This is a genomic window from Rhodanobacter koreensis, assembly GCF_054782855.1.
Map to the genome: position 1 here is coordinate 825807 of NZ_BAAGRR010000012.1, position 13833 is coordinate 839639.

A 13833-nucleotide genomic window follows, 5' to 3' on the forward strand; every position below is an offset into this window, starting at 1 on the left:
ATCGCGGCTGAAGCCGCTCCCGCAGAAGGTGGCTGGGCTTGCTTACTTCAGGCGTGCGGCGATCGTGTCACAGCCCTTGTCGAATCCGGCCTCCCAGCCGGCGCCGGCCAGGCTGTGCGCGGGACGCACGCAGCGCAGCTGGATCGCATGGCCGTTCTTGAACCAGTAGTGCTCGACGTAGCTGAACTGGGCACCGTTTTCCTGCGCGCTGTAGAGGTTGCTGTTCGGCTGCGGGGGCACGGCGGAAATCTTGTAGCCGGGCAGTGCCATGGCTTTCGCGGTGGCATCGCTCCTGAACTGGTTGAAGCTGTTGACATCGCCGGCCTGGGCCACCGTCACCGTGATGCGGGCGAGGCTGGTTTTGCCGGTAGGCGAGGGATCGGGCACCTGGAACACGCGGGTTTCCGGATCGCCCTGGGTTTCCATGATGTCCAGCCAGCTGTCCGGCGTGCTGAAGCTGACGCTGCCGTCGGCCATGCTGACATCGGTGGCGTGGACGCGACCAGCCAGCAGCAAGGTGGTGGCCAGGGCGATGGCGAGGATCGCGGTACTGCGCAGAAAACTCATGCTGACTCCAGCGAGGTAGGGTCGGGGGCGAAGCGGTGCCGGGGCAGGCCCAGCCATTCCAGTGCGGTACCGTGAAACAGCCGGGCGCGGTCGGCTTCGTCCAGGCCCAGCGCCTCGATGCCGCTGCCGGGTTCCTGCTCGCCCAATGGGAAAGGATAGTCGGTGCCGAGCATCACCTGCCGGGCGCCCGTCACATCCAGCAGATAGCGCAACGCCAGATCGTCGTGCACGCAGGAGTCGAAATAGAAACGCTGGAGGTATTCGCGCGGGTTGCGCGGATTGTCGGTGGCGACCAGGTCCGGGCGCATCTTGAAACCATGCTCGATGCGGCCGATCGACGAGGGGAAACTGCCGCCGCCGTGCGCCAGCATCACGCGCAGTTTCGGCAGTCGCTCCAGCACGCCGCCAAAGGCGAGGCAGCACGCGGCGCGCGATTGCTCGGCCGGCATGCCGACCAGCCATGGCATCCAGTACTTCGGCATGCTGGCCATGCCCATCATGTCCCACGGATGCACCAGCACCGCGGCGCCGAGGTCGGCGGCAGCCTCGAAGAACGGGAACAGTTCCGGCGCATCCAGGTTCCAGTCGCCGCAATGCGAGCCGATCTGCACGCCTTGCAGGCCGAGCTCGTCGATGCAGCGCTCCAGCTCGCGGATCGCCAGATCCGGTGCCTGCAACGGCACCGTGCCGATGCCGGCGTAGTGGCGTGGATAGTCGCGGCAGATGCCGGCCATGTGGTTGTTCAGATGGCGGTGCAGCTCCAGCGCCTGGTGGCCTGGCGCCCAGTACGAGAACAGCACAGGCACGGTCGAGATCACCTGCACGTCGACGCCGAAGCGGGCGTAGTCGTCGATGCGGGTCTGCGGATCGAACGCCGAATCCCATACCTCGCGGAAGAACCGGCTGTCTTTGTAGATGCGGTGTCGCCCGTCGGTGTGGGTCATCACCGGAAAGCGGTCGTCGCCGTACTTGGCCGCCAGATTCGGCCAGTCACGGGGCAGGATGTGCGCGTGGGTATCGATCTTGAGCATCCGCGCAGTGTAAAACCTCTGCGTGCCGGCGTCGCGTCAGATGCCTGGCTGTCAGGGCTGCCCGTGGCTGCCCTGCGAAACGGTGATGCCCGCGGCGGGTTCCTGGCGGGCACGGTTCACCACGTATGCCAGTGTGTCGACGTTGTCGACCAGGCGGTCGCTGAGTCGTGTCAGCAACTCCGCGGTAGCGTGGTCATCGACGCCCTGCAGCAGGGTCATCAGGGTGCGTTGCCGGGCACGCAGGTCCGGCAGGACATCCATGCTGCGCTGTTCGCGCAGTGCTGTGGCGATGGTCTGCACGGTGTCGGCGGACTGCTCGATGAAGTGGCCGATCTCGGCTCTTGCAGGCAACGCGGCGAGGTCGTCGATCATCGCTTCCAGGGTCATCGCGGTGCGTGCCAGCCGGTTGCCGTTGGCGAACAGTGCGCGGGCCAACGCGAGCAGTTCAGGCGGCGTGGCCGGCTCGGTGCGCATGCGGTCGATCGAGGCCTGCGCATTGGTGCGTGCAGTGCGTGCCGCACTGCGTGTCTCATGCTGGGCATGGCGCTGGTCGGGCCGTGCCAGCGCGCGCAGGTAGCTGGCATAGGCATCCAGCATCACGGCCAAGGCGGCACGCGCACGGCCGCGTTCCCAGGTCGGCCATGCCACATAGGCGAGCAGGGCCATGCCGCAGCCAAGTGCGGTGTTGATCACCCGGTCCATCACGGCCAGACCGGAGTTGACGCCTTCGAACGAAAGCAGGATCACCACGGTGCCGGTCAGGGCGGCCACCGCGATGCCATAGTGCGCCGTGGCCAGATAGCGGAACGCCATGCACAGCGCCGCCATCAGCGCCAGATGTGCCCATGGTTCGCTGGGCGTGATGTGCAGCAGCGCCGTGGTGAGCACGAGTCCGAGCACCGTACCGAGTACGCGCAGCAGGCCGAAATTGAAGGTGGCAGCAAAATCCGGCCGCAGCACGATCGCTGCCGTCATCGGCAGCCAGTAGCCGTGCGGCAGCTGCAGCAGCCGTGAAATCCACAATGCGGCGCTGAGGCAGACCGCCATGCGCAAGGCATGCCGGAACGCTACCGACCGCGGCGTGAGGCTGGCGCGCAGCGTGGCCCAAGCGGAACTGCTGCGCAGCGCCTGGGGGAGCTGCGTTTCCGCCGCGCTGGCGCGCAGTTCGCCGCGGCTGCCGGCCCAGTCGGCGTTGCGTACTGCCGCCGCCAGCTGGCCGGAGAGTGCATGGATGTGCGTGGTCAGGCTGTCGCGGCTGTCGCGGACGTCGAGCAAGGCGCGTTCGCTGGCTTGCAGGGTCTGCAGCGCGCGTGCGGCCTGCTCGGGTGGTTCAGCCTGTTCCAGCGCATCGGCGATCGCCGCCAGTACTCGGGCAGCATCGTCACGGAACATCGCGTGGATGGACGGAGTGGCATGCAGTTCGGCCATCGCGGTGAGTTCCAGCCGGATGCGCTCGGCCAGCTCCAGCAGTACACCGAATGCCTCCATCGCGCGGCCATGGGCGCGGTGCCGGCCGAGCAGGGTCTGCTGCAGGGTGGTCATCGCCTCGGTCAGTGCCGGTACCTCGGCATCGTCATGCGCCTGCTGTCTGGCCAGTGCGGCCAGGCCGGCATAGACCAGGGCCAGTGCATGACGCTCCGGCAGATAACGCTGCCACGGCCACGCCGCCAGCGAGAACAGCGTTAGCAGCAGACCGCCGCTGAAGATCAGCACGGCACCGCTCAGCGCACCGACCAGCGAGGTCGGCGTCGACGCCGTGATCACCAGCAGGATCATGCTGGTCATGCCGACCCGAGCGGTATCGGTGCCGAACACCACCAGCAGGCCGCCGAAGAAACCGCATGCAGCGGTGGCGAGCAGGATCGGCAGCAGCTGACCGCCGATCAGAAAGCCGCACAGCGAAGCTACACCGGCCGCCAGCGAGGCCAGCAGCAGCTGGCGCATGCGCTGGCGATACGGCCCCGGCTGGTCGGAAAACATCGTATCCAGCGCGCCGGCGCCGATGGCCAGGCCGACCTCCGTGTACCCCGTGGCCAGCCCGATACCCAGCGGCAGGATCACCGCCGCGGTATTGCGCAATACCACCTGCCACGGCACGTCCGGCCGCTTGATCGCGGTCAGGCTTTCGATCGCATGGGCGCGTAGCGAATAACCGCTGGAGGACATGGGGCGAGAAATGAGTGGGAGGAGCGAGTATGGCAAAGGCTGCAGAAGTTAAGTGGAGTGGAGTGGAAAACGAGAGGAGACCGGCCTCGCTTCCCACCCGTTGCTCACTCCTCCCCGTTTGTCACTCCTGCGCTCAGGCGCGGCCGGCGAACTCGCCGGTGAGCGTGTTGACCCACACCTTCTCGTCATTGCTGATGTACTCGGGCACCTGGATCTCGATGCCGGTGTCGAGCTTGGCCGGTTTGGTGCGTTTGGTGGCGCTGGAGCCTTTCATTTCCGGCGCGGTGTCGACCACGGTCAGGATCACGCTGCTCGGCACCTGCAGGCCGACCGGAGCTTCGTCGATCACCTGCACGTAATAGCCCTCGATGCCTTCGACGATGTAGCCGGCGTTGTCGCCGACCAGTTCGGACGAGAGCAGGTACTGGGTGTAATCCTCGGCATCCATGAACACGAACGCGCCGTCGTCCATGTACGAGAAGTTCGCTGCACGACGGACCAGGTCCATTTCGCGCAACTCGTCGTCGGCGCGCAGGCTGAGGTCGAACTTGCGCCCGCCGGGGATCGAATACAGGGTGAAGCGGAAGGTGACGTTGCCACCCCGCGCGCTCGGCGAGCTGCGCTCGATGTCGCGCACCTGGTAGACGGTGCCGTCGTGTTCGACCACGTTGCCTTTCTTGACGTCGGAAGCTTTCATAAGTCAGAAGTGAGTTCAGAGGAGTGAGGAGTGAGGAGTGAGGAGTGAGAGAAGATCAGCGGGATGTGGTGGAGAGGGGATGAGGTGAGCTTTCTCTCACTCCTCTCCACTCACTCCTCGCTTACTTGGGTTGCAGCCGAACGGCGCCATCGAGACGGATCGTCTCGCCGTTGATGTAGCGGTTGCCGAGAATGAAGGCGACGGTGGACGCGAACTCGTCCGGCTTGCCCAGGCGCGACGGGAACGGGATCGAGGCGCTCAACGACTGCTGCACGGCTTCCGGCATGCCGTCGACCATCGGCGTCCAGAAGATGCCCGGCGCGATCGTCGCCACGCGGATGCCGAAGCGTGCCAGCTCGCGTGCCATCGGCAGGGTCATGCCGACCACGCCACCCTTCGAGGCGGAGTAGGCGGCCTGGCCGATCTGCCCTTCGTAGGCGGCGACGCTGGCGGTGTTGATGATCACGCCGCGCTCGCCATCCTCACCGGCCTCGTTGCCCTGCATCAGTGCCGCGCCGGCCTTGGCCACGTTGAAGCTGCCGACCAGGTTCACCATCACGGTGGTGGCGAAGGTGTTCAGCGGCATCGCCCCTTCCTTGCCCAGCACCCGGCCGGCACCGAGGATGCCGGCGCAGTTCATCACCACGTTCAATCCGCCCATGGCGTCCCGTGCGGCGGCCACGTTCGCGACCACACCATCCTCGGAAGTGACGTCGGTGCGGAAGAAGCGGGCGGCGTCACCCAGTTCCTTCGCAGCGGCCTGCCCCTTGTCCTCATTGACGTCGAACAGCGCCACCTGGCCGCCATGCGCGACGAGATGTTGTGCCACGGCATGGCCGAGGCCGGAGGCGCCGCCGGTGATGATGGCCTTGACCTGATTGAGCTGCATGCGGGTTGCCCTTCTGATGCCTGAAACAACCATGGTAACCGAGAGGCATGGCGTCCACGAAGCTGGCGATAGCCAAACGTGAAGGCCATTCACGGAAATATTCACGCGGTGTTGGGGGCTAAGCGGCGATGTTGCCGGCAGGGCAGCGATGCCTCGACCCGGGTTCTGCCCGGGCGACCGTGTCAGGCAGTCCCGGGAGCTTGCAGTGGCAAGCCTCCCGGGTTCTTGAACCATCACAAAACGGAGCACGTTTATGAAGAAGCAATGGGGTACATGGCTGATCTGCAGTGCGTTGTTGATGTCCACCTCGGCCGTGGTGATGGCCCAGCCTCAAGGTCAGGATCATCGGGACCAAGGTCATCAGGATCAGGGTCATCAGGACCAGAATCATCGCAGCATGTACGAGCGCGGGCACAGCGAGGGCTGGTACAAGAAAGGCGGTCACATGCCTGCCGAGTACCGTGGCGGTTCCTATGTGGTGAGCAACTGGCAGAGCGAGCATCTGCGGGCACCGCCGCGTGGCTACCACTATGTGCGCAGTGACAACGGCGATTTCATTCTCGTCGCCATCACGACCGGTGTCATTGCCGGCATCATTGCTGCGCACCATTGATCCGTCACCTGCATCTGACAATGTGGCGAACGTAAGCGACAGGCCCATCGAGAGATGGGCCTGTCGTGCGTAGGCAGACCTGATCCCGAACAAGGTTGGCAAACGCAGGGCGCGATGAGGTATTGCACCCGTGGCATGGGCGTATATGCCTTGCCCTGGAAAGCAGGCATATTTGCCGAGCCAATGCATCGGCTGCCGCGTGCCTGTGCAAGCGCCTTGAGGCAGCGTTCAGCCTGGCAGATGGTTCGATTGGCTGCGTTCAGTAATGGGAAGTCAGGCTTTGATCGCGGCAGCCGTCAAGGTGTCCGGTACAGCCAGCGCCTCTTTAACGATACAGGGAGAAATGAATGAAAAAGCATCTGACCTTACTTGCCGGTGGACTGATGGTGATCGGACTGGCTGCGGTTGCGGCCCCCGCCCCGCAACGCGGCGACCAGGGCCAGCAGGACAACCAGGATTGGCATGACCATCATGACAAGCACGATGACCGCGGGGATCATGGCCACGACCGGGGGCACGATGATCATCGCGGCTATGACGACCATCGTGGCTATTATGTGAGCCACGACCGTGGCCGGCATGAGGGTTGGTACAAGAAGGGTGGCTATGTACCGGCCGAGTATCGCGACCGTCGCTATGTGGTCGACGACTGGCGTGTGTATCACCTGCGCCAGCCACCGTATGGCTATCACTACGTACGTGGCGACGATGGCCAGTTCCTGCTGGTGGCGGTTGCCACGGGCGCCATTGTGGACATCCTGTTGTCCCATTGATGCGGGGAACGCGGTCGATCCGGTCCGGCTGCGACCGGTCGGATCGACTGCCGGTCGCACGGTCCGGTTGCTAGGCTGTGCGATCCAGCAGTGACTGCAGATGCGGTCCTGCCAGCCGGGCGAATGACGTCACTGCCGGTGGTGGATTCAGCGAGGCCTGAAGCTCCTTCTGCCAGACACCCACGTCCCACCATCGCCCCAGCTTGTAGCCGCACTGGCGCCACACGCCAGCGGCGGTGAAACCCATCGCTTCGTGCATCGCCACGCTGACCGTGCCGGGCAGGGTGATCACGCCGACAGCTTGGTTGATGCCCTGCATGCGCATCACATCCAGCAACGTGCTGTAGAGTCGTCGGGCAATTCCACGACGGTGTGCGTCGGCATGTACGTAGATCGAGGTTTCGGCGATCCAGTCATACGCGGCCCGTTCGCGGAAGCGTCCGGCATAGGCATACGCCAGCACGTCGCCGGCTTCCTCCCAGACCAGCCACGGATAGTGTTGCAGGCGGCTTCGGATGCGTTCGCGCATCGCATCGATACCGGGTAGTTCGGTTTCGAACGTGGCTACACCGTCGGTGACCGAGGGTGCGTAGATCGCATGGACGGCGGCGGCGTCTTCATCGCGGGCGATGCGGATCATCGGGTCGGTGCCTTCAGCATGTCAGGTATTTCCAGTTACGCGGCTTGCCTTCGGCCAGCCATTCCAGTGTGGTGGCGATGCGTTTCTTCCGGGTGGTGTCGGTCTTGGCCTCGCTGATCCAGTCGACGTACTCGCGTTGCGCGCTGGGGCTGAACCCTTCGTAGGTCTTGCGTGCTGCGGCATGTTTTTTCTGTGCGAGCAGGGAGGCGAGATCATCCGGCAGGGTCGGCGCCGGTTTGGGCGCGGCTTTGGGGCGTGTCAATTTCACTCCGGCGTCATTCAACGCCATCGCCTTTTTGATATGGGTGGTGAGCTCGCGCTTGCTCGGCAGATCCTTGATGGAGGTGAGTTTGCCGAACTGGCCCATGCCCTTGTCCGTCCGGCCATCGTCCGTGTGGTCGGCGATCACTTTGCCGCCATGCCAGAAACCGAAGCCGCAATGCTGCTTGAAGGCACCCATGAAACACAGCGGCTGGCCCTTGTAGACAAAGAACGGCATGCGCCACTTGATGTCTTCGTTGGCCTCGGGGCAGGCCGCATGCACGACAGCGCGCAAATGTCCCAGGATCGACTGGGCGAAAGGCGGGACCTTGGCGATGTACGCATCGACGCGTGGATCATGCTGGGTCATGACGAATGCTCACAGTTCGAGAATGAAGAACCGGTCGCAACTGAAATGACCGGTGCCACCCATCGGTGCGCATAGCGGCATGAAACCGCTGCGCTTGTACAGGGCTTGCGCCGCATCCATGCCAGTCAGTGTTTCCAGATAACAGCGACGAAAGCCTCGCGCGCGTGCCGCATCGAGGCAGCGCTGCATCATCGCCGCACCGGCGCCGATGCCGCGGGCCTCGGGCAGGAAATACATCTTGCGCAATTCGCATACGTCCGGCTCGGCATTCTCCAGTGGCGCGACACCGCCGCCACCGATCACCACGCCATCGCGTTCGACCACGAAGTAGGCGCAACGTGGATGCGCATAGGCTTCGTACATGCCATCCACTTCCGCATCGTGGATCGCGAAGCCGGGCCCGTCGGCGCCGAATTCTGGCATCACGCGGCGGATGATGGTGGCCATCGAGGGGTTGTCGCCGGGTTCGATCGGGCGGATCAGGAAGCTTGAATTCAAGGTGGAGTTCATGGATTGGCTGCAGGGCTGCGGTAAGGGACGCCACTCTTCATCACGAAGACCGGGTGCTGCAAGGCGTCGATATGCGTGCTGGGGTCGCCCTGGAACGCGGCGAGATCGGCATACAGACCGGGTGCGATACGGCCGAAGTGCTGCGACTGGCGCAGGATGCCGGCCGCGACATTCGTGGCGGCATGCAGCGCCTGTGCCGGTGTCATGCCATCGGCAACCATCGCGGCGGGCTCGCGCCAGTTCTCGCCATGGGCGAACACGCCAACGTCGCTGCCGTTGCCGATCGTCACGCCAAGCTTCAGCGCGGTACGGAACGCGCGCTCGGCATCGCGCATGCGCAGCGTCGGTTCGCTCTTGCCCGGCACGTAATGCTCGAAATATTCGGCGGTGGATTCGACCGCGGTAAGTGTCGGTTCGTATGCCGTGCCGTGCTGCTTCAGCAGTTTGAACGTGGCTTCGCTGGCGCCATAGCCGTGTTCGATGCTGTCCACGCCGGCTTCCACCGCCATGCGCACGCCGGCATCGGTGGCAGCATGCGCGGCAACCGGTCGGCCGGACAGGTGTGCCGTGTCAACGATCGCCTTCAGTTCCGCCGGTGTGAACGTCGGCGCACTGGCGCCATCCGGACCGACGCGATAGTCCGCGTACAACTTGATCCAGTCTGCTCCACGGCCGGCCTGCTCGCGCACCGCGGCCATCGCCGCATCGACGCCGCTGACCTCCTGCGCACCGCCGGGCAGTTCGATGTCCGGGCGGAAGCCACGCGGACCGGGGCCGTAGCTGGCAGTGGCGACGATCGCGCGGGTCGCCACGAAAAGCCGCGGCCCCGGAATCAATCCTTCCTCGATGGCACGTTTCACCGACACATCGGCGTAACCGGCGCCCTCGGTGCCCAGGTCGCGCAAGGTGGTGAAGCCGGCGAGCAGGGTGGCCTTCGCATGTGCGGCGGCCTCCAGCGTGCGGTAATCCTGCGGCTCGGTCAGCACCTGGTCGTTCCACAGCGTCTCGTTGTACGGATGCAGGAACAGGTGCGAATGGAGATCGATCAGGCCGGGTGTGAGCGTGGCTCCCGGCAACTCGACGTGTCTCGTACCGGGCGGCGCAGCGATCGATGCGGCCGGACCGACCGCGGCGATCGCACCGTCGTGTACCAGCACGGCCCAGCCGGCGTGCGCCGCATCGCCATCGCCGGTCCACACGCGATCGGGGAGCAGCAGCCAGTCACCTTTGGGTGCTGCAGCGAAAGCGGGCAGGGCGCACAGCAGGAGCAGCAGCGCCACCGTGTTCCACCATCTGATCACCAGGTTTCTCCGCATCATGGGGCCCCTTCGGTCGAGGCCCGATGATAGCGATGCCGCGTGGCTTTCCGCGAGTCGTCAGACCGCGGTGCGGGCACGGGTGACGCGGCTGGCGGTGTCCTTGTGCAACTGCGCGGCCAGCCATGCGCCGGTAGCGACCAGCAGGTCGAGGTCGATGCCGGTGGTCATGCCCATGCCATGCAACATATATGCGACATCCTCGCTGGCGACGTTGCCGGTGGCGCCCTTCGCATACGGGCAGCCGCCGGTACCGGAGACCGAGCTGTCGACCACGCGCACACCTTCTTCCAGGCAGGCGAGAATGTTTGCCAGCGCCTGACCGTAGGTGTCGTGGAAATGCACGGCCAGCGCGGACATGGGCACTTCCTGCGCCACGGCATGCAGCATCGCGCGCGCCTTCGCCGGCGTGCCGACGCCGATGGTGTCGCCCAGCGAGATTTCGTAACAGCCCAGTTCATACAGCCGGCGTGCGACGCGTACGACATCCTTTATCGGCACCTCACCCTGATACGGGCAGCCGAGCACGGTGGAGACATAGCCGCGTACCTTCACCTCGTCGGCCTGTGCGTGTTCGATCACCGAGACGAAGCGTGCGATCGACTCGTCGATCGAGGCGTTGGCGTTCTTCTGGCTGAAAGCCTCCGACGCTGCCGTGAAGACCGCGACCTCACGTACGCCGACCTCACGTGCACGCAAGTAACCCTGCTCGTTCGGCACCAGTACGGGATAGCTCACACCGGGTACCTTGCGGATGCCGGTGAAGACCTCGGCCGCATCAGCCAGCTGCGGTACCCACTGCGGGCTGACGAAGCTGGTCGCCTCGATCGTGGTGAGGCCGGTCGAGGAGAGACGATCGATCAGCGCGATTTTCACGTCAGCCGGTAGCAGGGTCTTCTCATTCTGCAGGCCGTCACGGGCACCGACTTCGACGATGCGGACGTAATTGCTGGAAGTCATGACAGGCTCCGCGGATCGGATTGGGCCGCCATTCCAGCTTGCGCCGGGATGACGGCAGGAAGGTCAGGCGTCGGCGAAACGCACGAGCACGACATCGGCCTCGACGAATTCGCCCTGCGCGGCATTGATACTTTCGATGGTGCCGGCACGTGGCGCCTTCAAGGCCAGTTCCATCTTCATCGCCTCCATCACCAGCAGCTCCTGGCCCTGTTCGACGATGTCACCGGTCTTCGACTTCACGAGCACAATGCGACCGGGCATCGGCGCAATGATCTGGTTGCCGCCGACGGCATCCTTCGACTCCCACGCGAACGCGGCAGCGCGGCTGAAGCCATGGCGCTGGCCATCCGCATCGTGCAGCAGCACACGAGTTGCATCGGCACGCAGTGGCACGCGCAACGCTTCGCCGTCGAAGCGGGCGCTCAGACTGCCGTCGCCCAGGCGCGCACCGAGCACTTCGCAGGTCGCCGCGCCGTGGCTCAGTCGATAGGCGCCATTGTGGCCGTGCGCCTCGATGTCGTAGCGACGCTCACGCAACGTCAACGCGATGATGCGCTTGCCGGCGTGGCCGATGCGCCAGGCGTCGGCCCGCGCCCATGGCGAGTATGGGTCAGTCGCGGCGGTGCCGACATTGAGTTCGTCGTGGAGCAGGGCGGCCGTGGCAGCGGCGAACAGCACCTGGTCGGATGGCGCGACATCGCCGACCAGGAACTCTTCCAGATGACCGTCCAGGTAGCCGGTGTCGATGCGGCCTTCGACCACCGCCGGATGACGGGCCAGCCGTTCGAGAAACGCGATGTTCGACTTCGGGCCGACGATCTCGCTCGCGGCCAGTGCCTCGCGCAGTCGCTGCAGCGCCTGCATGCGGTCGGTATCGAACACGATCAGCTTGGCGATCATCGGGTCGTAGAAGATCGTCACCGTGTCGCCTTCGATCACGCCGCCGTCGAGGCGCACATGTTGCGACGGTGCAGGCAGGCGCAGGGTCTGCAACTTGCCGGAGCCGGGCAGGAAGTTCTGGTCCGGATCCTCCGCGTACAGGCGCACCTCGATCGCGTGGCCGTGCGCGCGCACCTGTTCCTGCCGCAACGGCAACGGCTGGCCAGCCGCAATGCGCAGCTGCCATTCGACCAGGTCCAGTCCCAGCGTAAGCTCGGTGACCGGGTGCTCGACCTGCAGCCGCGTGTTCATCTCCATGAAAAAGAACTCGCCCGGCTTTCCATCGGGATCTTGTGCGACGATGAATTCCACCGTGCCCGCACCGACATAGTTCACCGCCTTGGCGGCAGCGACGGCGGCCGCACCCATCGCGGCGCGGCGTGCGGTGTCGAGGAACGGCGATGGCGTTTCCTCCAGCACCTTCTGGTAGCGGCGCTGCGCAGAGCATTCGCGCTCATTGAGGTGGATCACGTTGCCCTGGGTATCACCGAACACCTGGAACTCGATATGTCGTGGATGTTCGACGTAGCGCTCCAGGATCACTCGTGTGTCGCCGAACGAGCTGGCCGCCTCGCGTTGCGCCGAGGCGAGTGCGTCGTCGAATTCGGCAGCGCTGCGCACGATGCGCATGCCCTTGCCGCCGCCACCCGAGGCGGCCTTGATCATCAGCGGGAAGCCGGTCTTGCCGGCCTGCTCGGCGAGAAAGGCGGCGTCCTGGTTTTCGCCGTGATAGCCCGGTACCAGCGGCACGGCATGCTGTTCCATCAGAGCCTTGGCGGCGGCCTTGGAACCCATCGCATCGATGCTCTCCGGCCTCGGGCCGATGAAGATGATGCCGGCATCGGTGCAGGCACGGGCGAAGCCGGTGTTCTCGGACAGGAAGCCGTAGCCGGGATGGATCGCCTGCGCGCCGACCTTCTTCGCCACGTCAAGAATGACGTCGCCACGCAGGTAGGAATCGGCCGGGCGGGAACCGCCGATCGGCCACGCCTCGTCGGCCAGGCGCACATGCTGCGCGTCCCGATCCGCCTCCGAGTACACCGCGACGGTATGGATGCCGAGACGGCGGCAGGTGCGGATCACGCGGCAGGCGATTTCACCACGGTTGGCTATCAGTACGCGCTCGAACATGCGGAATCCTTGAGGCCGTTCGTTTCGATGCAAAGCCATTCAAATTAGCAGATTGCCGAGCCGCCGCCGATGCGCGGCGCAGCATGACGCGGCATTTCCGGTTACCGGCAGCGCCTATGGCGTGGACTGGCCAACCCACGCCGGAGCGCGCTTGTCGAGGAAGGCGCCGAGCCCGTGCTGGCCTTCCGGCGAGACGCGCAGGCGAGCGATCAGTTCGGCGTTCTCGGTGTCGATACGTTCGGCCTCGGCCCGCTCGGCACCGCCGATGCGCAAGGCCAGCTGCTTCGCCTCGCGCTGGGCCAGCGGCCCGGCCTTGGCCAGCAAGTACAACTGGCGCTCGATCGCCTCGTCCAGCTCGGCGGCGGGTACGGCGGCGTGCAGCAGGCCGATGCGCGCAGCAGTGGTGGCCTCGAACACCTCGCCGGTGATGAACAGCCGGCGCGCTTCGCGCAGGCCGATCGCGGCGATCACGTACGGCGAGATCACCGCCGGCACCAGCCCCAGTTTCACCTCGGACAGCGCGAACTTGGCCGTGTCGACGCCGATCGCGATGTCGCAGCAGGCAACCAGGCCGACGCCGCCGCCATAGGCCGCGCCGTTGACCCGCGCTACGGTCGGCTTGGACAGGAACTGCAGGTTGCGCATCAGTCGCGCCAGACGCAGCGAGTCCTCGCGGTTCTCCTGCTCGCTGGCGCCGGCCATGCCTCGCATCCAGTTCAAGTCGGCGCCGGCGGAGAAGCAGCTGCCATGGCCGCTCAGTACCACCGCATGCACCGCCGGATCGGCCTCGGCCTGGGCCAGCGCCTCGGTGAGCGTGGCAATCAGGGCATCGTCGAATGCGTTGTGGATCTGCGGGCGGTTCAGGGTGAGCCAGGCCACGCTGCCGCGGCGCTTGCTGAGGATGGAATCGGTCATCGGTTGTCCCGGCTGCAAATAACGTGATGATAAACGCAGCGCAGGGCGGTGACCG

14 protein-coding genes are annotated in these 13833 nt (G+C 65.3%); 2 read left to right on the forward strand and 12 right to left on the reverse strand.

The window, feature by feature from the left end; all coding sequences use genetic code 11:
- Window positions 1–42: 42 nt before the first annotated feature.
- From ACYVKM_RS17440 to ACYVKM_RS17460, 5 genes are all read right to left on the reverse strand, one after another.
- On the reverse strand, window positions 43–567 hold the full coding sequence (locus tag ACYVKM_RS17440) for a hypothetical protein (protein WP_460878875.1): 525 nt from the start codon (window positions 565–567) through the stop codon (window positions 43–45).
- Complete coding sequence (locus ACYVKM_RS17445) at window positions 564–1598, reverse strand: amidohydrolase family protein (protein ID WP_460878876.1); 1035 nt, start codon at window positions 1596–1598, stop codon at window positions 564–566. The genes ACYVKM_RS17440 and ACYVKM_RS17445 overlap by 4 nt, the downstream gene beginning before the upstream one ends.
- A 51-nt stretch (window positions 1599–1649) precedes the next feature.
- Entirely contained in the window at window positions 1650–3764 is a 2115-nt protein-coding gene (locus ACYVKM_RS17450; RefSeq protein ID WP_460878877.1) for an FUSC family protein, read from the reverse strand.
- Between the two features lie 133 nt (window positions 3765–3897).
- Window positions 3898–4461, reverse strand: a complete 564-nt coding sequence (gene efpL, locus ACYVKM_RS17455; RefSeq protein WP_460878878.1) for an elongation factor P-like protein EfpL — start codon at window positions 4459–4461, stop codon at window positions 3898–3900.
- A gap of 121 nt (window positions 4462–4582) precedes the next feature.
- Window positions 4583–5350: an SDR family NAD(P)-dependent oxidoreductase gene (locus tag ACYVKM_RS17460; protein ID WP_460878879.1), complete on the reverse strand. Its 768-nt coding sequence runs from the start codon at window positions 5348–5350 to the stop codon at window positions 4583–4585.
- Window positions 5351–5603: 253 nt separating this feature from the next.
- On the opposite strand from ACYVKM_RS17460, the gene ACYVKM_RS17465 reads away from it, so the two are divergent.
- Window positions 5604–5963 (forward strand): RcnB family protein, encoded by a 360-nt coding sequence (locus tag ACYVKM_RS17465; protein WP_460878880.1) that lies wholly within the window; start codon window positions 5604–5606, stop codon window positions 5961–5963.
- Between the two features lie 347 nt (window positions 5964–6310).
- Window positions 6311–6736 (forward strand): RcnB family protein, encoded by a 426-nt coding sequence (locus ACYVKM_RS17470; RefSeq protein WP_460878881.1) that lies wholly within the window; start codon window positions 6311–6313, stop codon window positions 6734–6736.
- A 70-nt stretch (window positions 6737–6806) separates the two neighbouring features.
- Here the strand turns inward: ACYVKM_RS17470 and ACYVKM_RS17475 are convergent, their stop codons facing one another.
- The 7 genes from ACYVKM_RS17475 to ACYVKM_RS17505 form a co-directional block, all read right to left on the reverse strand.
- The gene (locus ACYVKM_RS17475) at window positions 6807–7376 is read right to left on the reverse strand and encodes a GNAT family N-acetyltransferase (protein WP_460878882.1); all 570 of its coding nucleotides are present in this window, start codon (window positions 7374–7376) and stop codon (window positions 6807–6809) included.
- 13 nt (window positions 7377–7389) lie between these two features.
- Window positions 7390–8007 carry a YdeI/OmpD-associated family protein gene (locus ACYVKM_RS17480; RefSeq protein WP_460878883.1) on the reverse strand — a complete coding sequence of 206 codons (618 nt, stop codon included), beginning with the start codon at window positions 8005–8007 and terminating at the stop codon, window positions 7390–7392.
- Window positions 8008–8016: 9 nt separating this feature from the next.
- The gene (locus ACYVKM_RS17485) at window positions 8017–8517 is read right to left on the reverse strand and encodes a GNAT family N-acetyltransferase (protein WP_460878884.1); all 501 of its coding nucleotides are present in this window, start codon (window positions 8515–8517) and stop codon (window positions 8017–8019) included.
- Window positions 8514–9833 (reverse strand): metal-dependent hydrolase family protein, encoded by a 1320-nt coding sequence (locus tag ACYVKM_RS17490; RefSeq protein WP_460878885.1) that lies wholly within the window; start codon window positions 9831–9833, stop codon window positions 8514–8516. The genes ACYVKM_RS17485 and ACYVKM_RS17490 overlap by 4 nt, the downstream gene beginning before the upstream one ends.
- A gap of 60 nt (window positions 9834–9893) precedes the next feature.
- Window positions 9894–10793 carry a hydroxymethylglutaryl-CoA lyase gene (locus ACYVKM_RS17495; protein ID WP_460878886.1) on the reverse strand — a complete coding sequence of 300 codons (900 nt, stop codon included), beginning with the start codon at window positions 10791–10793 and terminating at the stop codon, window positions 9894–9896.
- A 63-nt stretch (window positions 10794–10856) separates the two neighbouring features.
- A complete protein-coding gene (locus ACYVKM_RS17500; RefSeq protein ID WP_460878887.1) occupies window positions 10857–12863 on the reverse strand; it encodes an acetyl/propionyl/methylcrotonyl-CoA carboxylase subunit alpha in 2007 nt (668 codons plus the stop codon).
- Window positions 12864–12977: 114 nt separating this feature from the next.
- Window positions 12978–13778 carry an enoyl-CoA hydratase-related protein gene (locus tag ACYVKM_RS17505; RefSeq protein WP_460878888.1) on the reverse strand — a complete coding sequence of 267 codons (801 nt, stop codon included), beginning with the start codon at window positions 13776–13778 and terminating at the stop codon, window positions 12978–12980.
- Window positions 13779–13833: the final 55 nt, after the last annotated feature.

Coding starts and splice junctions, on each gene's coding strand:
- ACYVKM_RS17440 (WP_460878875.1), bottom strand. CDS start 567: ATGAGTTTTCTGCGCAGTACCGCGATCCTCGCCATCGCCCTGGCCACC.
- ACYVKM_RS17445 (WP_460878876.1), bottom strand. CDS start 1,598: ATGCTCAAGATCGATACCCACGCGCACATCCTGCCCCGTGACTGGCCG.
- ACYVKM_RS17450 (WP_460878877.1), bottom strand. CDS start 3,764: ATGTCCTCCAGCGGTTATTCGCTACGCGCCCATGCGATCGAAAGCCTG.
- efpL (WP_460878878.1), bottom strand. CDS start 4,461: ATGAAAGCTTCCGACGTCAAGAAAGGCAACGTGGTCGAACACGACGGC.
- ACYVKM_RS17460 (WP_460878879.1), bottom strand. CDS start 5,350: ATGCAGCTCAATCAGGTCAAGGCCATCATCACCGGCGGCGCCTCCGGC.
- ACYVKM_RS17465 (WP_460878880.1), top strand. CDS start 5,604: ATGAAGAAGCAATGGGGTACATGGCTGATCTGCAGTGCGTTGTTGATG.
- ACYVKM_RS17470 (WP_460878881.1), top strand. CDS start 6,311: ATGAAAAAGCATCTGACCTTACTTGCCGGTGGACTGATGGTGATCGGA.
- ACYVKM_RS17475 (WP_460878882.1), bottom strand. CDS start 7,376: ATGATCCGCATCGCCCGCGATGAAGACGCCGCCGCCGTCCATGCGATC.
- ACYVKM_RS17480 (WP_460878883.1), bottom strand. CDS start 8,007: ATGACCCAGCATGATCCACGCGTCGATGCGTACATCGCCAAGGTCCCG.
- ACYVKM_RS17485 (WP_460878884.1), bottom strand. CDS start 8,517: ATGAACTCCACCTTGAATTCAAGCTTCCTGATCCGCCCGATCGAACCC.
- ACYVKM_RS17490 (WP_460878885.1), bottom strand. CDS start 9,833: ATGCGGAGAAACCTGGTGATCAGATGGTGGAACACGGTGGCGCTGCTG.
- ACYVKM_RS17495 (WP_460878886.1), bottom strand. CDS start 10,793: ATGACTTCCAGCAATTACGTCCGCATCGTCGAAGTCGGTGCCCGTGAC.
- ACYVKM_RS17500 (WP_460878887.1), bottom strand. CDS start 12,863: ATGTTCGAGCGCGTACTGATAGCCAACCGTGGTGAAATCGCCTGCCGC.
- ACYVKM_RS17505 (WP_460878888.1), bottom strand. CDS start 13,778: ATGACCGATTCCATCCTCAGCAAGCGCCGCGGCAGCGTGGCCTGGCTC.